This is a genomic window from Shewanella sp. Shew256 (assembly GCF_002196695.1).
Classification (GTDB): Bacteria; Pseudomonadota; Gammaproteobacteria; order Enterobacterales; family Shewanellaceae; genus Shewanella; species Shewanella mangrovisoli.
Map to the genome: position 1 here is coordinate 1 of NZ_NAJR01000011.1, position 22,047 is coordinate 22,047.

General features: G+C 48.3%; 17 protein-coding genes. 13 read left to right on the top strand and 4 right to left on the bottom strand.

All coding sequences use genetic code 11. The annotated features are described in order from the left end of the window. Positions 1-635: 635 nt before the first annotated feature. Both B5P39_RS17550 and B5P39_RS17555 read right to left on the bottom strand, forming a co-directional pair. Positions 636-1,541 carry a helix-turn-helix transcriptional regulator gene (locus B5P39_RS17550; RefSeq protein WP_011718636.1) on the bottom strand — a complete coding sequence of 302 codons (906 nt, stop codon included), beginning with the start codon at positions 1,539-1,541 and terminating at the stop codon, positions 636-638. Between the two features lie 56 nt (positions 1,542-1,597). Further along, positions 1,598-2,494 (bottom strand): formate dehydrogenase accessory sulfurtransferase FdhD, encoded by an 897-nt coding sequence (locus B5P39_RS17555; RefSeq protein ID WP_088212445.1) that lies wholly within the window; start codon positions 2,492-2,494, stop codon positions 1,598-1,600. Between the two features lie 296 nt (positions 2,495-2,790). Between B5P39_RS17555 and B5P39_RS17560 the strand changes: the two genes are divergently transcribed. The 13 genes from B5P39_RS17560 (at position 2,791) to B5P39_RS17620 (ending at position 18,496) form a co-directional block, all read left to right on the top strand. Next, positions 2,791-3,255 carry a DUF3305 domain-containing protein gene (locus B5P39_RS17560; RefSeq protein WP_011718638.1) on the top strand — a complete coding sequence of 155 codons (465 nt, stop codon included), beginning with the start codon at positions 2,791-2,793 and terminating at the stop codon, positions 3,253-3,255. Further along, on the top strand, positions 3,255-3,923 hold the full coding sequence (locus tag B5P39_RS17565) for a DUF3306 domain-containing protein (RefSeq protein ID WP_088212446.1): 669 nt from the start codon (positions 3,255-3,257) through the stop codon (positions 3,921-3,923). The genes B5P39_RS17560 and B5P39_RS17565 overlap by 1 nt, the downstream gene beginning before the upstream one ends. 186 nt (positions 3,924-4,109) lie before the next feature. Continuing rightward, on the top strand, positions 4,110-5,771 hold the full coding sequence (locus B5P39_RS17570) for a 4Fe-4S binding protein (protein WP_176399996.1): 1,662 nt from the start codon (positions 4,110-4,112) through the stop codon (positions 5,769-5,771). A gap of 10 nt (positions 5,772-5,781) precedes the next feature. Next, positions 5,782-6,459 (top strand): TorD/DmsD family molecular chaperone, encoded by a 678-nt coding sequence (locus tag B5P39_RS17575; RefSeq protein ID WP_088212448.1) that lies wholly within the window; start codon positions 5,782-5,784, stop codon positions 6,457-6,459. A 167-nt stretch (positions 6,460-6,626) separates the two neighbouring features. Then, the gene (locus tag B5P39_RS17580) at positions 6,627-6,824 is read left to right on the top strand and encodes a twin-arginine translocation signal domain-containing protein (protein ID WP_011074127.1); all 198 of its coding nucleotides are present in this window, start codon (positions 6,627-6,629) and stop codon (positions 6,822-6,824) included. 17 nt (positions 6,825-6,841) lie between these two features. Then, positions 6,842-9,694, top strand: coding sequence for a molybdopterin-dependent oxidoreductase (locus B5P39_RS17585; protein WP_088212449.1), 2,853 nt, complete (start codon positions 6,842-6,844; stop codon positions 9,692-9,694). A 26-nt stretch (positions 9,695-9,720) separates the two neighbouring features. Further along, entirely contained in the window at positions 9,721-10,317 is a 597-nt protein-coding gene (gene fdh3B, locus B5P39_RS17590) for a formate dehydrogenase FDH3 subunit beta (RefSeq protein ID WP_007651894.1), read from the top strand. Positions 10,318-10,366: 49 nt separating this feature from the next. Then, complete coding sequence (locus tag B5P39_RS17595) at positions 10,367-11,395, top strand: formate dehydrogenase subunit gamma (RefSeq protein ID WP_088212450.1); 1,029 nt, start codon at positions 10,367-10,369, stop codon at positions 11,393-11,395. Positions 11,396-11,775: 380 nt separating this feature from the next. Beyond that, positions 11,776-11,976 carry a twin-arginine translocation signal domain-containing protein gene (locus B5P39_RS17600; RefSeq protein ID WP_011624444.1) on the top strand — a complete coding sequence of 67 codons (201 nt, stop codon included), beginning with the start codon at positions 11,776-11,778 and terminating at the stop codon, positions 11,974-11,976. A gap of 17 nt (positions 11,977-11,993) precedes the next feature. Next, positions 11,994-14,846, top strand: coding sequence for a molybdopterin-dependent oxidoreductase (locus tag B5P39_RS17605; RefSeq protein ID WP_023265398.1), 2,853 nt, complete (start codon positions 11,994-11,996; stop codon positions 14,844-14,846). Between the two features lie 29 nt (positions 14,847-14,875). Then, entirely contained in the window at positions 14,876-15,445 is a 570-nt protein-coding gene (gene fdh3B / locus B5P39_RS17610) for a formate dehydrogenase FDH3 subunit beta (RefSeq protein WP_011627524.1), read from the top strand. A 76-nt stretch (positions 15,446-15,521) separates the two neighbouring features. Beyond that, complete coding sequence (locus B5P39_RS17615) at positions 15,522-16,505, top strand: formate dehydrogenase subunit gamma (RefSeq protein WP_086903566.1); 984 nt, start codon at positions 15,522-15,524, stop codon at positions 16,503-16,505. A 407-nt stretch (positions 16,506-16,912) separates the two neighbouring features. Next, a complete protein-coding gene (locus tag B5P39_RS17620; protein WP_088212451.1) occupies positions 16,913-18,496 on the top strand; it encodes a methyl-accepting chemotaxis protein in 1,584 nt (527 codons plus the stop codon). A gap of 179 nt (positions 18,497-18,675) precedes the next feature. Here the strand turns inward: B5P39_RS17620 and B5P39_RS17625 are convergent, their stop codons facing one another. Next, positions 18,676-20,646: a hypothetical protein gene (locus B5P39_RS17625; RefSeq protein WP_140418337.1), complete on the bottom strand. Its 1,971-nt coding sequence runs from the start codon at positions 20,644-20,646 to the stop codon at positions 18,676-18,678. 257 nt (positions 20,647-20,903) lie between these two features. After that, complete coding sequence (locus tag B5P39_RS17630) at positions 20,904-21,839, bottom strand: bile acid:sodium symporter family protein (protein ID WP_088212453.1); 936 nt, start codon at positions 21,837-21,839, stop codon at positions 20,904-20,906. Positions 21,840-22,047 lie beyond the last annotated feature (208 nt).

Here is a 22,047-nt window from a genome sequence, read left to right on the forward strand (position 1 = left end):
GCTATGAACACTCATTCATTGATTTAAATTTTGATTACTCGCCAAACGGCAGAGTAATTTCGATTAACTCAACACCTGTGAGTGTCCACACAGATTTCTTGTTTAGATTGTTAAAGAGCATTTGACCATTCACTTCGCGTTACCGCTCAGCGGGTCAGGGCTGCGTATTCTACGCATTTCCCCAGTCGCGTCAAGGCGTTTTTGCAAACTTCTTGAAGCTTTCGAACCAAGTGCACATTTTGCATTCGATTCTCACTGATACCGCATTCGCTTTCGCTGTCTGCCGTATCAGTGGATGCGCATTATAGGCAGCAGAACTTTTTGTGCAAGGGCTTTTTTGAAGTTTTTTGCATTATTTTTCAAATGCCTTTTTACACCCAATCTAGGCACAAGCTACCCACGAGTTATGCCCAGAGTTATCCACAATCGCTGTATTTATCACCGCTGAGTGCCGCTCAAAATCGCTAAGAGAAACGATTTATCACTCAATACAGACGCATGGTTGCAATATTAAAGAAGGAATAAAGATGAAATTCGGCAATGAGGATGGAAAAGCTAAATAGAGGAAGTCGCGACCTTATACTTATATAGCTATATAAAGTACAAGGTCGCGCAACGCGCGCTTACTTGTGGTGTTAGTTAGCACTCCACAGTAACTGGCCGCAATCGGTAAGATCGTACCCACCTAATAACGAGGCCATTTGGCGCGTATGCCCGCTACTCAACATAGTAAAGAGCTGTTGCAGTTGTCTGCGAAAGTAAATGCTTTGCGGCATCACAAAGTCGAAGGACTCTTTAACGAGTGGCACGAAGCTTAAGCCGCTCTCTAAGGCAACGGATTGGCAACCGAAACCTATGTCGGCATCACCCCGTGCTATATATCCTGCAAGCTCACGCTCGCTATAGGCCGTTAGCACCACATTGAGTTGATCTAAACGTGCCCCTTGCTTTAATAGCCATTGTTCTAGATGTTGCTGACTACCAGCGCCACCTTGGCGACTGACCCAACGCCAGGGTAAGGTGAGCACCTTATCCTCTTCTTGGCATCTGTGGTGCATATCGGTACGCATGATCAAGCCTTGCTGACGGGAATAACCATGCACCATGATCCATTGTTGGTGGTTCTGATAACCTTTAAGTAAGGCTGGATGACGGATATTCCTATCCTCCATGCTCCCCCAGTGCAGAGTACAGACGTCGGCATAGCCCTTTGCTAATAGCTCTAACCCGAGGCGCGAGCCCGTTGCGCTGTAACTGATTAGTTCACGGCTCCCCACCTGTGCCATCAAGCGCGCCACTAACATAGAAAGCAGAGGATCATCGCTGCCAGTGATCAAGAGCCGGTCGGTTAACATACCGCTGTGGCAGGAGTCCATCACCCAGCGGTCAATTAGAACCTTAGGGAATAACCATTTACCGGTGATTTTCGTTGCAGGCAGAATTCGGTCATTCGCCATAGCGTAGACTTTCTTCTCGTTCAGATCTAAATACTCAGCAACCTGCTTCGCGCTCATGTAAATCAATTCACTGGCGGATGTCATCTTATGTCCTTGTCGTCCTATCTTTTCTAAATTCAACCGATACCATCGTGAGCAGCTTATTTGCCTGCAACGGTATTCGCATCAAATTCAATATTTTCACTACCGTGATAGATCAAAAAGTGGCGCCCTTTCGCTCGGGCAATAATGGTGATACCCAGCTGCTGCGCAAGCTCTAGCCCCATTTGCGTCACGCCACTGCGCGATAGCAATACGGGGATCCCCATCTTGGCAACCTTGATCACCATCTCCGAGGTGAGTCGCCCCGTGGTATAGAAAATCTTGTTATCGCCCCGATCCTGAGCCAACCACATATCACCCGCTAAGGTGTCAACGGCATTGTGGCGCCCGACATCTTCTACGAAGGCAAGAATTTGGTCGTTTTCGCAGACACCACAGCCATGAACGGCGCCGGCATTCTTATAAGTGTCATTATATTCATTGATATTTTTAAGCAAACTGTAGAGCGTACTTTGCTTCAGGCTTGGTGTGGGCAGCTGGATATCATCTAAATCCTGCATAAAACTGCCATAAACTGTTCCTTGGCCACAGCCTGAAGTCACGGTTTTTTCTGATAATTTTTGCTCGATATCGGCAGTTTGCTCGCGGGTTAACACGGCGGCGGAGTTCACATCCCAATCGACAATCACTGAGTCCAACTGGCTAACATCGGAAATAAAGCCTTGATTTTTAAGATAGCCTAACGCAAGCGACTCGGGTTTAGCTCCTAAGGTCATCAGGGTCACAATCGGACGCCAGTTCAGGTAAACCGTTAAAGGTCGCTCACAGGCAACATGCTTATCGATCACTTCACCCGATTCGTCTACGGCTTTGACGGCAATCGTTAACGGCACTTCAGCCAGGGTTTTCACAAAAGTGAAGGCTGGTTTCGCTGGCGATGGGTGGTCATTGGGCTGTGCTTGCTGAGCAATATTAGAACTATTATCAGAAATCATAATGTTACCGCTTTACGTGTGATGGCATCAGCATAGCAATATTTATACCTAGGTATGAAACTCTGGGCTAAATGCGTGATCCGTCGCAATTATGAATATTCCAGTGGGCGTAAATGTCCCAGACAAAATGACACATTAGACAAAATGTCCTAAATTTACCCTTATTTTGATGATCCACCTCAAACAAATACCCCCTGTTTAATGGCATTAATATTGCAGTGACCTTTTATCGCAATCAGTAGGGGAAAGAGAACCGTTCGCTCAGGTTCGCCCCTCTCGGCTGAAACGGAGAGACAATGCAACATACCACTAGTGTTTGGCCAATGTACGTTTCGCTCAAAAAAGTAGAGAAACAAATGGGCCGTTGGACCTCAGTACAATGGGAAATCGATCATCTACTGCCCGCCACCCACGAAGCCCCCGAAGGCGCAACCTTAGTACTGCTCGAACTGCACAAAGACGAGCGCGCCAGTTATCGCATCAACCTCGACATGGATAATGCCATGCTGTACTTGGTCTGCGATGAAATGGCAGATGGCACTTGGGTACCCGCGCTACTCTCGGCGGATCAAAACGTGGCGGCAGGCTGCCTTGAAGGCAACACCCCCGTTATCAACATGCTGATGCCAGAGGCGATCGCCTGCTGGATTGAAGCCTTTATCACCCAATACGGCGAAGTTGAAATCGCCGCTTATCGTCGCAAGCATGTCGACCACCGTAAAAACCAAGGCCCTAGCCGCGACCCATTGCGGAGGGACTAATGGCTGACTCAACCCCAAAGGCTAACGGCTTTTTTAGCCGTTGGAGCCAGCGCCGTGAGCAGGTCGCCGCCGAAGAAGCCGCACTTGCAGCTCAAACGGCCGAAAAAACCGCGGAAGCAAACTTAAATCCTCCTGTTGAGCCAACGGTGATTGCGGCAACAGCACCGACTTCTGAACCTCAGGATACCCTCCCACAAACCGATGAGGATCCCAACCGCCTCCTCACTGCGGAAGAACTGCCCAATCCCGAAGAAATTGAGATTGGCGGCAGCTTTGCTAAGTTTATGGGAGCCAATGTTGACCCAGCGGCCAAAACAGCGGCGCTACGAGCCTTGTGGAAACAGCCACATTTCAATGAGATAGATGGTCTCTTGGAATATGCGCTCGACTACAGCAATCAGCCAAAGCTGACGCCTGAGGTCTCCGCCGAGCTAGCCCAAAAAGTATTCCGTTTTATCACCAAAGAGAATGAAGAGTCAGACGAAGATCCGACCTCAATCCCCAGCGACGCGGTGGTGAATACAGAAAATGCAATGGAATCAAAAAACAGTGATGTCGAAACCGAATTAGCAAACACTCAGATCACGGACAATTTGGATGGGGAGACTGATGACCTACCCCAAAATGCACCAGAGCCGGTCGCTCAGATGCAAAAGCCAGTTGTTTAATGTCAGTTTAGCTAATTTTTATGTCCATAACTTTGGTATGTGAATTGCTGTACTAAGGGATAAAAACTTAGATAAAAGCAGAAAAGGCAAGGACTTAGTCTCAAATTACCGCCTAAATCTGCAGCAAAACAGCTATAAAAGAGCAGCCAAAGTACTGTTCAGGAACGCAATGTGAGCACTCATTTGATGACCAATCAAACCCAGCTTGCGCTAAAACAAGCGCGGCAAAATGTGTTAGCCCAAACGCAGATTTTACAGAATCTGATCCCGCCAACAGTGAGCTACACCACTGAAGGCACAGTGCTAATTATTGGCCCTGAGGATCTGGCACGCCTCGCGGCGGACAAATTGTCCACTATGGCGAGCCGTGTGATTTTGGCTAACGAAGCGATTACCAGCCAAGATGAAACCCACCTTGAACAGGTGATGGCTGCGGCGACGGATGTCGAAAGCTACTACAACAAACTCATTGGCATTAAAGGATTTTTAGGTCAATTCCAAATCAGCGTTGAGCATCAAAATGGCGCGGCGGAATTGAGTGTTGTCGCCATTCGTAAACCTCATTTTGATTTGATCCTCGATTTAAGCAGCACACCTTGCTTGAATTTAGAAATGCTGCCGCCGGGCTATTTCTATGTCGGTCAAGACCAAGCCAAACTGGCCGATGCGCTGGAGCAACTGCCCGAACTGGTGGGCCAGTTTGATAAACCCCGTTACGTTAAAATCAATGCCGACCTATGCGCCCATGACCGTAATGGCATCAACGGCTGTAACCGTTGCCTCAACTTCTGCCCCGCCGATGCGATTAGCAGTGTCGCCAAGAAAATTGAGGTCGATCCTTACCTCTGTCACGGCGCAGGTAGCTGTGCGAGTGCCTGCCCGACGGGTGCGATTGGTTACGACTTACCGACGCCACAGGCACTGCATTCTTACCTGAATAAGATTATCAACCGTTACCGTGAACAAGCCCAAACCGCCCCCGTGATCCTATTCCACGACAACGCGGTTGGCGCTAGCTTGATAGGTGACGACTTAGCCGGGGATGTGCTCCCCGTAGCCCTAGAAGAAATCACAGTTGCCAGCATTGACCATTGGTTAGCTGCTCTGGCTTGGGGCGCACGCCAAGTGTTAATCCTCAATACCGAGGCGACAGCCCCCACACTCACGCAAATGTTGAAAGGTGAACTCGCTTTAGCCAACAGCATGTTAGATGAAATCGGCCAACCGCAGCGCCTGAGCCTTATCGACCCAAGCATGCTGGCGAATTTAGAGCCGCTGCTCGATATTAGCCTCGATTGGCCGGTGATTGTGCCGGGCGCTTTTGCATCGACCACCAAACGTAACACTCTGTTTGATGCGATTGACCATCTAAACAGCCAAGCGGGTGAAATCAACAGTTGTTTGAGTATCAACAACGTCCCCTACGGCAAAGTCAGCGTCAATGTCGAGAAATGTACTCTGTGTATGTCCTGCGTGGCGATTTGCCCCACCATGGCATTGCAAGATGGTGGCGACAAACCTGCACTACACTTTATTGAGCAAAACTGTGTTCAATGTGGCTTATGTGAGGCGGCGTGTCCTGAAAAGGTCATCAGCCTGACACCACAAATTAACTTTGATAAAGCTGCTCGTCAGCAATTACAAACCCTGAAAGAAGAAGCCCCATTCGAATGTATTCGCTGCGGCTCTCCTTTTGCGACCCAATCTATGGTGCATCGGATGCTGGATATGGTCGGCGCGCACAGCGCATTCTCAGCCAATATTGAACGACTGAAAATGTGTGGCGATTGCCGGGTAAAAGACATGTTTGAAGACATTCTTCAAGATCCTGAAAAGCAACTGCGATAAGAGATCCGCTATGACCGAATCAGTAAGACAAGTATCAGAAAACGATCAGTTGAGAGCCGATATCTATCAACTGTTGGCCGCCCTGTTGCGTCGCCATCCAAGCCCTGAACTGCTGCAATTTTTGGCCAATCTTGAAATCGATGCCAATGAAGACAATGAGATGACCAAGGCTTGGTTATCCCTGCAATTGGCCGCCCAGCAGTTCAGCAGTGAACAATTAGAAGATGAGTATTTTGCCCTGTTCCTCGGTGTGGGTTGTGGCGAAATCCTGCCCTATGGCAGTTGGTTTATGACGGGCTCACTGATGGATAAACCGCTGGCATTATTGCGTAACGACTTAATGCAATTAGGGTTTGAACGTGAAGAAAACGTCAAAGAGCCAGAGGATCATGTGGCCGCTCTGTGCGAAGTCATGGGCATCTTGATCCTAGAAGCGCCAGGCTACCGTCAATTGGCATTCTATCAACGCCACATCGGCAGTTGGATTCAGCGCTTCTGCGACGCCGTCAGCAAAGCCCCGAGCGCGGCGTTTTATGCCACGGTCGCCCATCTTGCGAAGGCATTTTTCGAGATGGAAGCCACCGAATTTGAGCAACTGAGTTTAGACATTCCCGTCAATTGCCCCGGAAGTGCGGAGCTACAACCCGCCGCCAGCGATTTAGAAAAACAAGTGGAATTAATGAACTAAACTTAAAACGGTTGGCGATACGCAGATTCAGTGCCTATCGCGTTTTAGTTTGATAGGCAAAGGTGGACTTAAGGTTCACCTTTGCCACAAAAAGGAAGCTTAGGCTTCCACAGTAACCGAGGTGGTCGTGGTATGCATCACCTCACCCAGTAACACAAGGAGACACTATGAAGAAGCAAGCTTCCGACATGGGCCGTCGTCAATTGCTCAAAGCATTGGCACTCGGCAGTGCGGCTGGCGCGGTTGCGACTGTCAGTAGCCAAGCTCTGGCTGCCACCCCAACAGTTGCCCCAAGCGAACCTAAGAGTGACAACTATCGCGAAACCGACCATATCCGTAACTACTATGCGTCGTTGAACAACTAACCAGAGGAGTGTGTGTGATGCGATTAACCCGCAAAACAGACCAAGTCGTCGAGCCAAAAGTGCCCGCCCTCGGTCTTAATCGTCGCCAATTCTTAAAATCTGCAGGTCTTGCCACTGGTGGTATCGCCGCCGCGTCTATGCTTGGCACAGGTATGATGCGTAAAGCACAAGCGCAGGAACATATCCCCCATAATGCACCGACTGAAGTCAAACGTACCATTTGCTCTCACTGCGCAGTGGGTTGTGGTATCTATGCTGAAGTGCAAAACGGTGTGTGGACAGGTCAAGAACCCGCGTTCGATCATCCATTTAACCAAGGCGGCCACTGCGCGAAAGGGGCTGCACTGCGTGAACACGGCCACGGTGAAAAACGCCTGAAATACCCAATGAAGTTAGAAGGCGGTAAGTGGAAGAAGATCTCTTGGGAACAAGCGATCAATGAAGTAGGCGATAAAATGACGGCGATTCGTCAAGAATCGGGTCCAGACTCTATCTACTTTATGGGTAGTGCTAAGTTCTCTAACGAACAGGCTTATTTATATCGCAAACTCGCGGCACTGTGGGGCACAAACAACGTCGACCACTCAGCCCGTATTTGTCACTCTACCACGGTAGCCGGTGTTGCTAACACTTGGGGCTACGGTGCGCAAACCAACTCGTTAAATGATATCCGCAACTCTAAGTGCATCATGTTCGTGGGTTCAAACCCAAGTGAAGCACACCCTGTCGCCATGCAACACATTCTGGTGGCAAAAGAGCGCGGCGCTAAGATCATCGTTGTTGACCCACGTTTCACCCGTACTGCAGCCAAGTCTGACGAGTACGTGCATATCCGCCCAGGTACCGATATCCCCTTCATCTATGGTCTGTTATGGCACATTTTTGAAAACGGCTGGGAAGATAAAGAGTTCATCAATCAACGTGTTTACGGCATGGAACGTATTCGCGATGAAGTGAAAAAATATACCCCTGAGGAAGTCGAAAACGTTGCAGGCGTGCCTAAGGCGCAAATGTATCGTATCGCAAAAATGTTAGCCGAAACCAAACCAGGCACCATCGTATGGTGTATGGGCGGTACTCAGCACCACGTCGGTAACGCCAACACCCGTTCATACTGTATTTTACAGTTAGCACTGGGCAACATGGGTGTATCTGGCGGCGGTACCAACATTTTCCGTGGTCACGATAACGTGCAAGGTGCAACGGACTTTGGTCTGTTATTCGACAACTTACCCGGTTACTACGGCTTAACCTCAGGCGCTTGGGCGCACTGGTCTGGCGTTTGGGACTTAGATCCGAAATGGGTTGCTGGCCGTTTCGACCAAGGCGAATACTTAGGTCAAACCCCACAAACCTCAACGGGTATCCCCTGCTCTCGCTGGCACGACGGTGTGCTAGAAGATAAAACCAAGATCGCGCAGAAGGACAATATCCGTCTGGCGTTCTTCTGGGGTCAATCAGTTAACACCGAAACCCGTGGCCGTGAAGTGCGTGAAGCGCTGAACAAGTTAGATACTGTGGTCGTTGTCGACCCAATCCCAACGATGGCCGGTGTTATGCACCAGCGTAAAGATGGGGTATATCTGCTCCCAGCGGCGACCCAATTTGAAACCTACGGCTCAGTGTCTGCCACTAACCGTTCGATTCAATGGCGCTCTAAAGTCATTGAGCCACTGTTTGAGTCTCTGCCTGACCACGTGATCATGTACAAACTGGCGAAAAAGCTGGGTATCGAAAAAGAATTCTGTAAGCACATCCAAGTCAATGGCGAAGAGCCATTGATTGAAGATGTGACTCGCGAATTCAACAAAGGTATGTGGACCGTCGGTTACACAGGTCAAAGCCCAGAACGTTTGAAAATGCACCAAGAAAACTGGGGCACTTTCGATGTAAACAGCCTGACCGCACCGGGCGGCCCAGCTAAAGGTGAAGTTTACGGCTTACCTTGGCCATGCTGGGGTACACCAGAAATGAAACACCCTGGTACCCAAATTCTTTACGATCAATCTAAAGAAGTGAAAGACGGTGGCGGTACTTTCCGTGCCCGTTATGGTGTTGAACACAATGGCGTCAGCATTCTTGCCGACGGTTCATTCTCCAAAGGCAGTGAAATTCAAGATGGTTATCCTGAGTTTACCGCCGACATGCTCAAGCAATTGGGTTGGTGGGATGATTTAACCGAAGAAGAGAAAAAATACGCCGAAGGCAAAAACTGGAAGACAGACCTGTCTGGCGGTATCCAACGTGTTGCAATCAAGCACGGCTGTATTCCTTTCGGTAACGCGAAGGCACGTTGTATCGTGTGGACTTTCCCAGACGATATCCCGCTGCACCGCGAGCCACTCTACACTCCTCGTCGTGACTTAGTCGCTAAGTACCCAACCTACGAAGACCGTATGGTTGCTCGTCTACCGACGCTGTATAAGTCAATTCAGGATAAGGACTTTACCCAAGGCTTCCCACTGACACTGACCTCGGGTCGTTTAGTGGAATACGAAGGTGGTGGTGAAGAATCTCGTTCTAACCCTTGGTTGGCCGAGCTACAACAAGAAATGTTTATCGAAATGAACCCGGCAGACGCTGCTGACCGCGGTATCCGTGACGGTGACAATGTCTTTGTTCATAGCCCTGAAGGCGCCAAGATCACAGTGAAGGCAATGGTGACACCACGGGTTGTTCCGGGTGAATGTTTTATGCCGTACCACTTCGCAGGTATCTTCGAAGGTGAAAACCTCGCGAAGAATTACCCAGAAGGTACAGTACCTTATGTACAAGGTGAATCGGCAAACACCATTTTAACTTACGGCTATGACGTTGTGACTCAGATGCAAGAAACTAAGTCCAGCCTTTGCCAAGTTAGCAAAGCCTAACCTACTTGATGAGGAGATAAGCCATTATGGCAGTCATGAAATTTTTGTGTGACACCAAACGCTGCATCGAGTGTAACGGCTGCGTCACAGCATGTAAAAACGAGAACGACTCCGCGCTTGAGTGGGGTATTCAACGTCGCCGCGTGGTGACGATTAACGATGGTCAACCGGGTGAAGCATCGATTTCAGTCGCATGTATGCACTGTACCGACGCTCCTTGCATGGCCGTATGTCCGGCAGATTGTTTCTACCGTACCGACGATGGCATTGTGCTACACAACAAAGATACCTGTATCGGTTGTGGCTACTGCTTCTATGCCTGTCCGTTTGGTGCACCACAATTTCCGAAGAAAACCGCCTTCGGTAGCCGCGGTAAAATGGACAAGTGTACTTTCTGTGCCGGTGGCCCAGAAGAAACCTTCTCCGAAGCCGAGCATAAAAAGTACGGTGCCAACCGTATTGCTGAAGGCAAGCTACCTATGTGTGCTGAGCTTTGTTCAACCAAAGCGCTGCTTGCGGGTGATGCGGAAGTGGTATCAAACATCTACCGTCAACGTATGGCCTCTCGAGGCAATCCTAACGTGATTTGGGGCTACAACCCAAAGACCGGTGAGATTAACTAAACAGAGTGAAGGTTAGGGAGTCATCCCTAACCTCTGGCAAGGAGTGAAAATGTTAAACAAACAGTTAAACAAATCACTGCGCAGTCTGTTTGCTCTGATGGTACTCGTGATGGGATTGGGCCTAAGTTCAGTAATGAGCGCAAGCCCAGTACAGGCAAGTGATCAGCAATCGAGTCAACAACAGGCGAAAGCGCAAACCAGCGAAGCCGATCTGTGGCGCGCGGTAAAGTCGGGTGAAACTGGCTATACCACGGCTAAAGGGGTCGAAACTGGGGTGTTGATTAACGTTGCCGGCAACCAAGGTAAAGAACTGAGAAACCAATACATCACCCCGATTATGGCCTTGGCTGTAACGGGTGTGTTTGGTGCTTTCTTACTGTTTTACTTGGTGAATGGTCCTTCAAGACTCAGCCACGGCTTTTCAGGCAAGATGGTGGCACGTTGGTCTAAGGCGGATCTGTGGATCCACTGGATCATGGCAATTAGCTGTCTCACGCTGATGTTTACCGGCTTAACCATTATGCTCGGTAAGCATGTTGTGCAAGAGCTGCTAGGGCCGGACATCTGGGCACCGCTGATCTACGGCAGTAAAACCGTGCACGACTGGGCTGGTCCCATCTTTATCATGGCGTGGATTGTCTGCGTGGTGAAATGGATGCCGCTACAAACCTTTAAGATGTACGATCTTAAATGGTTCTTAGTGGTCGGTGGCTATATCAACTTTGGCCCATTCAAAGGCAAACACCCTGACAGTGGTTTTGCTAACGCCGGTGAAAAAATGTGGTTCTGGACACTGACCCTCTTCGGACTGTTTATCAGTGTGTCTGGCATCATGTTGGTATTACCCGGCTTAGATCTACCCCGTGAAGCCTCAATGGGCGCGCTGCTGATCCACTCGATCAGTGCCGTTATCCTGATTGCCTTTACCATAGTGCATATCTGGATGGCGACCGTACTCAGTGAAGGCGGTATGGAATGTATGAAGTCAGGCTATTGTGATGAGAACTGGGCAATCCAGCACCACAATTTGTGGTATGACGAAATCAAAGCCAACGGCAGTCTGCGTTATAAAGACTAACTAAAGCCTGAAGCTTTACCCCAATAAAAACACCTCGCACTGCGGGGTGTTTTTTCACCTAGACCCCAAACAACAACTCATTAACAAGCGTTTCATTTTTATCCGAAAATCGACCCATTTTTGCGTGTTCACACAAGTGCTGAAACCATGAGCGAGTTAACGCTTTTGCATCAGCACGCCTGCCTGTCCGGCTGCAAACTGTTCTAGATCAAATCCTACTCAATCTTTTCCTACTATATTGCCCTCACGCGCGATGATTAACGGCAAGCAAGATGATTTCATTATCTTTTCCACCTCTAATCTTCACTTTTTGATAACAAGTTAACTCCCTCGAAAAGTCGCGCCATCCAAGAACCATAACCCCTCATTCAGGAGTCAGCATGAAGCAACAACCTAGCGATTTATCTCGCCGTTCTTTGCTTAAAGCACTCACCGTTGGCAGCGTTGCCGGCGCCGCAATTGCCGCTACCGGCATGAGCGCTGCCCAAGCCAGCGAGAGCAGCAAGGTAACAACCAAAGAGCCTAAGGGTTACCACGAAACTGCGCACATTATCAGCTATTACGATAGCCTGCGTAGCTAATCTAGGAGAAGTCAGCGATGAAGTTAACTCGCAAGTCCGATGTCGCCCAAGTGGCCGACAAACCGACGTTAGGCATTAGCCGTCGTCAATTTATGAAGCAAGCAGGTATTACTACCGGTGGTATCGCAGCCGCTTCTCTGTTGGGTACTGGCATGATGCGCCGCGCAGAAGCCAAAGATGTACCACACGACGCGCCGATCGAAGTTAAACGTACGATTTGTAGTGCCTGTGCTGTGGGTTGTGGTCTGTATGCCGAAGTGCAAAATGGTGTGTGGACAGGTCAAGAACCCGCATTCGATCACCCATTCAATGCCGGCGGTCACTGCGCGAAAGGTGCTGCACTGCGTGAGCATGGCCACGGTGAAAAACGCCTGAAATACCCAATGAAATTGGTTGATGGCAAGTGGAAAAAAATCTCTTGGGAAGATGCGATTAACGAAGTGGGCGACCAAATGCTCAACATTCGTAAAGAATCTGGCCCAGACTCTGTGTACTTCATGGGTAGCGCTAAGTTCTCTAACGAAGGCTGCTATATGTACCGCAAACTGGCGGCCATGTGGGGCACAAACAACGTCGACCACTCTGCTCGTATTTGTCACTCTACCACGGTAGCCGGTGTTGCTAACACTTGGGGTTACGGTGCGCAAACTAACTCTTTCAACGACATTCAGAATGCCAATGCTATCTTCCTGATCGGGGCAAACCCAGCGGAAGCGCATCCAGTATCAATGCAACACATTCTGATCGCCAAAGAGAAAAACAACGCGAAAATCATCGTTGTTGACCCACGTTTCTCTCGCACTGCGGCGCACTCAGATCTGCACTGCGCGATTCGCCCAGGTACCGACATTCCCTTTATCTACGGTATGTTATGGCACATTTTCGAAAACGGTTGGGAAGATAAAACCTTTATCCAACAGCGCGTATTCGAGATGGAAACCATCCGCGAAGAAGTGAAAAAATTCCCACCTAAAGAAGTGGCGGATATCACTGGCGTGAGCGAAGAAGTGGTTTATCAAGCCGCAAAACTGATGGCAGAAAATCGTCCAGGTACTGTGATTTGGTGTATGGGTGGTACTCAACACCACGTTGGTAACGCTAACACCCGTGCTTACTGTATTCTGCAATTAGCCTTAGGCAACATGGGCGTTTCTGGCGGCGGTACTAACATTTTCCGTGGCCACGACAACGTACAGGGCGCGACCGACTTAGGTCTGCTGTTCGATAACCTGCCTGGTTACTACGGTTTAACCTCAGCCGCTTGGACTCACTGGACCCATGTGTGGGATCTGGATATGGAGTGGGTGAAGAGCCGCTTCGATCAAAACGCCTACTTAGGCAAAGATCCAATGACCACCCCAGGTATTCCTTGTTCTCGCTGGCACGATGGCGTGTTAGAAGACAAGAGCAAGCTGGCACAGAAAGACAACATCCGTATGGCCTTCTTCTGGGGTCAATCGGTCAACACTGAAACCCGTCAACGTGAAGTTCGTGATGCCTTAGACAAGATGGACACAGTCGTGGTTGTCGACCCATTCCCAACGATGGCGGGTGTGATGCACCGTCGTAAGAATGGCGTGTATCTGTTACCTGCTGCGACTCAGTTTGAAACTCAAGGTTCAGTGTCTAACTCAGGCCGTTCTATCCAATGGCGTGAGCAGGTTATCCAACCTTTATTCGAGTCAAAAACCGACATCGAAATCATGTACCGTTTAGCGCAAAAACTCGGTATCGCCGAGCAGTACACTAAACGCATCGCCAAAGAAAACGGCTTACCTGTTATCGAAGAAATCACCCGCGAAATCAACCGCGGCATGTGGACCATCGGTATGACAGGCCAAAGCCCTGAGCGTATCAAGCTGCACACCCAAAACTGGGGTACTTTCAGCAACAAGACGCTCGAAGCCGCCGGCGGCCCAGCGAAGGGCGAAACCTACGGTTTACCTTGGCCATGTTGGGGCACACCAGAAGCTAAACACCCTGGTACCCAAATTCTGTATAACCAATCTAAACACGTCAAAGACGGCGGCGGTAACTTCCGTGCTCGTTATGGCGTTGAATACAATGGTAAAAACCTGCTGGCTGAAGGCTCTTTCTCTAAAGGTGCCGAGATCCAAGATGGTTACCCAGAATTTACCGATAAGCTGCTGAAGCAACTCGGTTGGTGGGATGACCTGACTGCGGAAGAAAAAGCCGAAGCCGAAGGTCGCAACTGGAAGACCGACTTATCAGGCGGTATCGTGCGCGTCGCTATCAAGCACGGTTGTATTCCATTTGGTAACGCGAAAGCCCGCTGTATTGTTTGGACTTTCCCAGACCAAGTGCCAGTTCACCGCGAGCCGTTATACACAGCACGCCGTGACTTAGTGGCTAAATACCCAACCTACGACGATATGCAAGTTCATCGTCTGCCAACACTGTACAAGTCAATCCAAGAGAAAGACTTCAGTGGCAAGTACCCACTGGTACTGACCTCTGGCCGTTTAGTGGAATACGAAGGTGGTGGTGAAGAATCTCGTTCTAACCCATGGCTGGCTGAGCTTCAACAGGAAATGTTTGTTGAAATCAACCCAGGTGACGCAGCCGATCGCGGTATCCGCAACGGTGAGTTTGTGTGGTTAGAGGGCGCCGAAGGTGGCCGCATTAAAGTACAAGCTCTGGTAACGCCACGCGTTAAACCAGGTGTGACCTTTATGCCATACCACTTTGCGGGTGTGATGCACGGTGAAAGCTTAGCGCCTAACTACCCTGAGGGCACTGTGCCTTACGTTATCGGTGAATCCGCTAACACGGCACTGACCTATGGTTATGACCCTGTGACTCAAATGCAGGAAACCAAAGCGTCGCTCTGTCAGATCGTTAAAGCGTAAGTGCAGCTTAAGCTAGGAGAATTGCCACTATGGCTACAATGAAATTTTTGTGTGATACCAAGCGCTGCATCGAATGTAACGGCTGTGTCACCGCATGTAAAAACGAAAACGATTCCGCTCTCGAGTGGGGTATCCAACGCCGCCGCGTCGTGACTATCAACGATGGTCAACCCGGTGAAGCTTCAATCTCTGTCGCCTGTATGCATTGCTCAGACGCGCCATGTATGGCGGTTTGCCCAGCAAACTGCTTTTACAGAACCGAAGACGGCATTGTGCTACACAACAAAGATGCCTGTATTGGTTGCGGTTACTGCTTGTACGCCTGTCCATTTGGCGCACCACAGTTCCCGAAAAAAGGTGCCTTTGGTAGCCGCGGTAAGATGGATAAATGTACCTTCTGTGCCGGCGGCCCAGAAGAAAACCACTCAGAGGCAGAGCGCCAGAAGTACGGTTCAAACCGTATTGCCGAAGGCAAACTGCCAATGTGCGCAGAGCTCTGTGCGACTAAGGCCCTGTTAGCGGGTGATGCAGAAGTGGTTTCTAGCATCTTCCGTGAGCGTGTGGCTTACCGTGGCGCTAAAAACGCGGCTTGGAATTAATTCAGGTCACAGGATCTGTCCACAGACTTAGCTTGGCGTCTGCTAGCAGGCGCCACTAAGCGAGAGAGGATGTATGATGAACAAATGGTTCAAACACATAGGTTTAGCCATAGCACTGCTGTTTAGTGCCGTGTGTCTAGCCAATGGTGGTGATGAACAGGCGCTCCAACCTCAAGCCTCTGATGCCCAAATTTGGGCACAGCTGAAGGACGGCGCCACGGGATACACTACCTCCCAAAGCGAGTTCCACGCACAACCGATCAATACCTATGATCTGCGTGTGCTGGAGCTGCGTAGCGACTGGTTAGCACCGGCCTTAATGGCGGCGTTATTCGGCATGATCATTATCTTTGTCTTATTTATCAAGGTGAACGGCATCTCCAAGCTACACCATGGTTTTTCGGGCAAGCTAGTGTATCGCTGGTCAAAGTTTGACGTTTCAATCCACTGGTTAGGCGCGATCCCGTGCTTAATGCTGATTCTAACGGGCTTAACTTTGTTAGCGGGTCGTTTCTTCTTCCAACCTTGGTTGGGCGAAGGCATCTGGGAAGCCATCGTCTATGGCGCCAAGCAAATCCACGATGTGATGGCGATTCCGTTTATGATCGGCTGGGCATTGATGACAGTGTTATGGGCGAAGAACCAGCTGCCAAAAATGTACGACGTGAAGTGGTTCCTCGTTGTGGGTGGTTACATCAACTTTGGTCCCTTCAAAGGTAAGCACCCTGACGCAGGTTTTGCTAACGCCGGTGAAAAAATGTGGTTCTGGGCCTTTGCCCTGTTTGGATTAGTGATTTCAGCCTCGGGCATGTTGTTACTGTTCCCAAATCTTTTCGAACCAAGTCGCACCTTAAGCTTAATCGCGCTGGTATTGCACTCAGTGAGCGCTATCGTGATCTGCGCCTTCTCTATCGTGCATATATTCATGGCAACGGTAATGTCTGAAGGCGGTATGGAGTGTATGGTGTCTGGTTATTGTGATGAAAACTGGGCAACCCAACACCACAACCTGTGGTACGACGAAATCAAAGCCAACGGCACACTCAAATATAAAGAGTAAGCGATTCGCTGACTGATTAAACACCCTAGCAGGGCGACTGCTGGGGTGTTTTATTTTGAACGCACAGACAAATGTTAACGATACAACTTAAAACATTTGTGACTTTTGCGATCCGCTTCACAATGGCTGTTTAGCCTGTTAATGCACTGTAGAAGAGCACTCGCTCGCAAAACAACTTTCGCAATAAAATCAATAACCTGCAAATGTAATGAATTTAACTTACATAACACCTAGCAACCAGTACGCCATCCACAGTTAACACACCAAAAACAACGTATTTAAAAACATAGCGTTATAGATATTGCGTTCAAAATATCGCCTTGCGACGAGTGAAATCCAAGCGTTAAAATGGCCACGATGTGTAATTTAATTACACCCCTTCTTGATTGATACCCCAGTAGGCCACCATGTTTAACAATGCAAAAACCAGCACATTGACGGCGCTGCCCTCAGTGTTTGCGAGTATTTTATTGATCATTATCGGCATTTCCTCCTATCGGGGCTTTGCTGAACTCAATAACACCAGCAGTCGACTCGTCAACAATACCAAGCTCGCCGAAACCTTCACCAATGTGCGTGAGTCTTTCTTCGAGTTGCGCTTAGCCACCTTAGTCCATAACAGCGACGCCATCAGCTTGCAGCAACGCAATGTTCGGCAACTTGTCGAGCAACTCGCAGAATTTAACACCGATTTTATGGGGCAAGATGCTAGAACGATCCGCACGCTATTACCGCAAATAGAGCAATATGTGCGTCTCTATCAGCAGGAGTTAGCCTTCGCCAAACAAACGGGCACCGAACCTGAACTCACGTCAGAACGTGGTGCACTTGGGCCCAAAGTGAGCAATGAGATCAATCAATTAGTCAAATTGATCACCCAACGCAACCATGAACTAGGCAAACAGGCCGAAGACAAAGTCAATGCCACCGAGGCTTTGCTCCTTGGTTTAATCCTGATCGCAATAGTCGCTTCTTTACTAAGCGCCCTGTTTATGAGCAGACGTTTGGTCAATATCGTTAATCAAATCAAGCGTGTTGTAGAGCACCTTGCCGATGGCGATCTCACCCAGAAGACTCAAATCAGTGGTCAAAACGAACTCTGTGCGCTTGGCGCCGATCTTGACCGGGTAATTGACCACTTGCGCCATATGATTTCCGATATTGCCCAGGCCTCTGAACATATGTCAGATCAAATTGGTCAGTTGAATGTGCAGTCCAATGCCAATAGCCACGCATTGCAAACCCACGCGGTAGAAACCGACCAAGTGGTTACCGCCATGACCGAAATGAGTGCAACCGCCCATAACGTGGCTGGTGATGCCGCCTCCGCCGCACGCTTTACCCAACAGGCGAATGAACAGGCTGATAAGTCGAAAAAGGCTGTCGAACAGGCGGCAAATACTGTCGTCGCCTTGGTTGGTAAGGTCGACACTGCCGCTCACACCATCGCGGAAATGAATGAAAACACCCGCCATATCGCCACCATCTTAGATGTGATTGGAGATATCGCCGACCAAACCAACTTACTCGCCCTTAACGCCGCCATCGAAGCCGCCCGCGCCGGTGAACAAGGTCGAGGCTTTGCCGTCGTCGCCGACGAAGTACGCGCCCTCGCCGCTCGCACCCAAGCGAGCACGGCCGAAATCAATCAAATGTTAGAACGCCTGCGCACGGGTGCTAACAGTGCCGTTAATGCGATGGATGAGACTAAAAAAAGTTGCCAAGACGCAGCGGACACCACCACTCTCGTCACTGAAAGCCTTGAAACCTTAACGACCTATGTATTTGATATCAATGGATTGAGTAATCAAATCGCGACCGCCGCCGAAGAACAAAGCGCCGTGAGTGAAGAGATTAATCGTAACTTGAATACCATTCGCGAAATGGTTGAAGAGTTAAATCAAAGTGGTAAAGCGACCCTCAATAGCGCGACCTCTTTGGCCGCCACTAAAGAACAGTTAGCAGGCGTAGTCTCGCATTTTAGACTCTAACTCGAGTCAGCTAAGTCGTTACCATGGCCTAATATCGCAAGATGTTAGGCCATTTTCGATTAAGGGCTGAACAGATATTAATGACAACATCACAATCTCTGCACTCGTACACTTCATTCATAATGAGCCATTAAATACATCAAAAAAATAAAGGCACCCTAAGGTGCCTTCATAATCGATTAGTGGTTAATTCCCACCGCAGAGTGATAACGAATCACTCCATTTAAAGGCGGCATGGTATTTTCACAACGCTGATTAAAGTTAACTGCTAGAGATTTGACAGATTTATCAGCATTATAACTCAACTCAAGCACCTCAAAATCTCCGATACTTTGATTGCAGCCACGGCCATCACCCGTAAATGACAAACCTGCCGTCAAGGGGCCTTGAAACGGATAACGAGTAGCATTGATATATTTCTTCACTTGCAGGTTTTCGCCAGCGGGTGCAGCAATATCAAAGCTCCACCAAGTATTTCCGTCAATAGATAAGGTGATTGCATTTAAGCTGTTGTCGTAATTCGTTGGCGTGAACACTGCACTGCTCGAATCCATAATCACTGTTTTCCCACCACCAATGTAGTCGCCTTGCGGGCTCACATAGTGCATGAATGTATCACTGCCAGCGTAATAGTGAATCGTTAAAGTTCGGAATACTTGGTATCCCTGTCCATTGGACACTTCTAACTTTATCTCGACATCAGATGTCACTTCATTTGGAACGGTAAAACCTGTCTTGGCACTGGTTGGATTTGAAAAAACAATACCGACATTATTCACATCTACCCACTTAAATGTCAGCGCACTACCTTTATTCATGACGGTTTGTGAAGCATCGAGCTTTGGCGTGTCGTTGGCTTTATATAAATAGCTACTTGCAGCCACATCGATAATGATTGCATCACTGGTTTTAAAACGTTCAGACCACATGGTATTCGCCACTGCTCCAAATTTGCTTTCAAGCAAAACACCATTAAAGCGATATACCGTATTCGCCTTTAAATCTGTCTCTGGCGTGATGTTTAATATCGCACCATTCACGCTAATTTTGGCTGCAACTTTTCTGTATGGCCATGAATCCTCATCAAAAGAACTTTCGTAAACTTGGTCTTTGATAGGGCGTGACATGAGTAATCGAATCGTCCCGCCGGACACAGGAAATGCTTGTAAATCCTGATCTTCAATCATGCCAACATAGTTAAAGTTGTCAGAGCGGAACTCAAATGATGAGTTGGATTTTCCACCTTCAAGATGCCACAAACTTCCCTCAACAATTTGACTCCAATAAACCATGTAAGCTTCTTTAGCAGTATTCACATTGAGCATTTTAGAGTCAGTAACGAAGTTACTCGTCATTTGAACTGAGTCCTGAGCTGATGTACTGGCGACAATCGAGCCTTCATGGGGAAATTCGTTAAAATGTCCTTTCAATGGTTTAGTAAACTCAAAACCAAAGCCATTATTAAATTGTGCGACCGAAATCTGGCCTTTACCACTAATCGCATAAGTTGCATCGGAAAAGTTTTCCATTCTCGTTAAAGAGAGATTGGTAAAACTTAACGCCGAATTACTATTTACAATTAATTTGACAGTGCTTTTGCTTTGAATGTTCAACTGTCTTTGCAGCGGCGAAATGTTATTTTCGAACAACATTTGACCAACCAAATTAAAGTTATCATCTCCATTAACCTGCAGATTAGAAATATCAATCGACCCCTTTGCCTTAGTGCCCTGTTGATATTCAGATAGCGTTAATGAACCTTCGCCATTCACAGTACTGTCGAGTGCTTGAATGTAACAATCACGATAGGACATATTAAGACTATCGCCGACAGAAATGCCTTTTGAGTCATCCTTATCAATCAACTCAATCGTCGCTAAACCGCCATTAGAGCACGACTTTTCAGCGCCATTAGCCTCGATATCGAAATTGCGTAAGATGTCATTAGCAAAAAAACCAACTTGCAAAACACTCTCCGCTAGCGATAGCGAAGTGACAGCAACTTCCGTCGGGTAATCAGCAACTTTAAAAGTTGTTGTCGGAGGAGGATTGGTCGGTGATGTGGGCGTTGTAGAGTCGCCACCTCCCCCGCCACAAGCAGATAAAACTAGTGTGCTGCCAAGTAATAGACAGATTCCTTTTGCGGTCATATTCGTTCCCTAAACTAGCAAAAACAGATCATATTTTTAATTCGCCTGCTACTTTACCGAATTAATTAAAGTTAACAACAAGTATCCATAATTTAACAACAAGTTAATCGGCCAGTATAAGTTGATACTAATTAAGTGATGCACATTTATGAGTGAGCGACCACATACTCACTTATCAATAAAACACTCATATATTTCATCTACGACATTAAGATATACGTTGCTTCAACCTATTAATAAGCTGCTATCGTTTCCCACTATTTGGTGATGGTTTTCACCCCATCTGGATCTTGCTCTAAGCTCGCCCAATATCCTGCCAGCAGGGCACCTGAGAGGTTATGCCAAATCGAGAAAATGGCGCTGGGGACGGCGGAGAGCGGGCTAAAAAACTTGATGCATAGTGCGGTCGCAAGACCTGAGTTTTGCAACCCCACCTCAATCGAAATGGTTTTACACACTGTATGGCTAAAGCCGAGCAAGCGGCAGCAGATATACCCCAAAGAAAGCCCCAAACCATTATGTAGAAACACCGCGAGTAAAATCACAGGCCCTACCTGCGAAAATTGGCCCGCATTTAGGGCCACAATAATGCTGATGGCCAGCACTATCGCCACGATAGAAATGATAGGTAATGCGGGGGCAAATTTAGCCACCTGCGGTTTAAAGAAATGATTCAGTACCACACCCACAGTTACAGGGATAAGCACGATTTTAACGAGGCTGACTAACATATCTATTAAAGGAATGGCGACCATCTCACCGATTAATAGCTCAATAATCAACGGCGTGAGCACCACACCCACTAAGGTGGATAACGCCGTCATAGTGATGGATAAGGCGACATCACCCTTGGCCAAATAGCAGATCACGTTCGATGCCGTGCCACCCGCCACGCTCCCCACCAGCACCATGCCTATGGTCAATTCACGATTTAGCCCTAACAGCAAACTAATGGCTAAGGCACTTAAGGGCATTAGGGTAAATTGTAAGATTAAGCCAGTGATAACGGCGCTCTTCTGCTTGAATGCATTGGCAAAATCCCGCAAATCTAAGGTCAATCCCATGGATAACATAATCACCACCAGCAACGGCACTATGCTGGTTTTCAATCCGCTAAACCACGCGGGCATCAAATACGCCGTACCCGCCCCGAGTAAGGCAAATAGCGGAAAAAAGCGGTTGATATTAACCAATGGGGATCCTCCGAGATTTCAGGCGGTTTGGTGAGATAAAGCCATGTCCGCAGGGATAATGACAGCCAGATACTCTCAGTACAAGTCAAAATGCCCACAAGTAAGAAGCTCAACTTTTTATCATTTCAGTCTTTCGATTGAGCACTAAAGTTAATCGCTCAAATTCAATAACAAAGGCCCAAAAACCTCAGTAAATATGCATCTACAA

Excerpts from the sequence above, each read along its gene's own strand:
- B5P39_RS17550 (WP_011718636.1), bottom strand. The coding sequence starts at position 1,541 with ATGACATCCGCCAGTGAATTGATTTACATGAGCGCGAAGCAGGTTGCT.
- B5P39_RS17555 (WP_088212445.1), bottom strand. The coding sequence starts at position 2,494 with ATGATTTCTGATAATAGTTCTAATATTGCTCAGCAAGCACAGCCCAAT.
- B5P39_RS17560 (WP_011718638.1), top strand. The coding sequence starts at position 2,791 with ATGCAACATACCACTAGTGTTTGGCCAATGTACGTTTCGCTCAAAAAA.
- B5P39_RS17565 (WP_088212446.1), top strand. The coding sequence starts at position 3,255 with ATGGCTGACTCAACCCCAAAGGCTAACGGCTTTTTTAGCCGTTGGAGC.
- B5P39_RS17570 (WP_176399996.1), top strand. The coding sequence starts at position 4,110 with ATGACCAATCAAACCCAGCTTGCGCTAAAACAAGCGCGGCAAAATGTG.
- B5P39_RS17575 (WP_088212448.1), top strand. The coding sequence starts at position 5,782 with ATGACCGAATCAGTAAGACAAGTATCAGAAAACGATCAGTTGAGAGCC.
- B5P39_RS17580 (WP_011074127.1), top strand. The coding sequence starts at position 6,627 with ATGAAGAAGCAAGCTTCCGACATGGGCCGTCGTCAATTGCTCAAAGCA.
- B5P39_RS17585 (WP_088212449.1), top strand. The coding sequence starts at position 6,842 with ATGCGATTAACCCGCAAAACAGACCAAGTCGTCGAGCCAAAAGTGCCC.
- fdh3B (WP_007651894.1), top strand. The coding sequence starts at position 9,721 with ATGGCAGTCATGAAATTTTTGTGTGACACCAAACGCTGCATCGAGTGT.
- B5P39_RS17595 (WP_088212450.1), top strand. The coding sequence starts at position 10,367 with ATGTTAAACAAACAGTTAAACAAATCACTGCGCAGTCTGTTTGCTCTG.
- B5P39_RS17600 (WP_011624444.1), top strand. The coding sequence starts at position 11,776 with ATGAAGCAACAACCTAGCGATTTATCTCGCCGTTCTTTGCTTAAAGCA.
- B5P39_RS17605 (WP_023265398.1), top strand. The coding sequence starts at position 11,994 with ATGAAGTTAACTCGCAAGTCCGATGTCGCCCAAGTGGCCGACAAACCG.
- fdh3B (WP_011627524.1), top strand. The coding sequence starts at position 14,876 with ATGGCTACAATGAAATTTTTGTGTGATACCAAGCGCTGCATCGAATGT.
- B5P39_RS17615 (WP_086903566.1), top strand. The coding sequence starts at position 15,522 with ATGAACAAATGGTTCAAACACATAGGTTTAGCCATAGCACTGCTGTTT.
- B5P39_RS17620 (WP_088212451.1), top strand. The coding sequence starts at position 16,913 with ATGTTTAACAATGCAAAAACCAGCACATTGACGGCGCTGCCCTCAGTG.
- B5P39_RS17625 (WP_140418337.1), bottom strand. The coding sequence starts at position 20,646 with ATGACCGCAAAAGGAATCTGTCTATTACTTGGCAGCACACTAGTTTTA.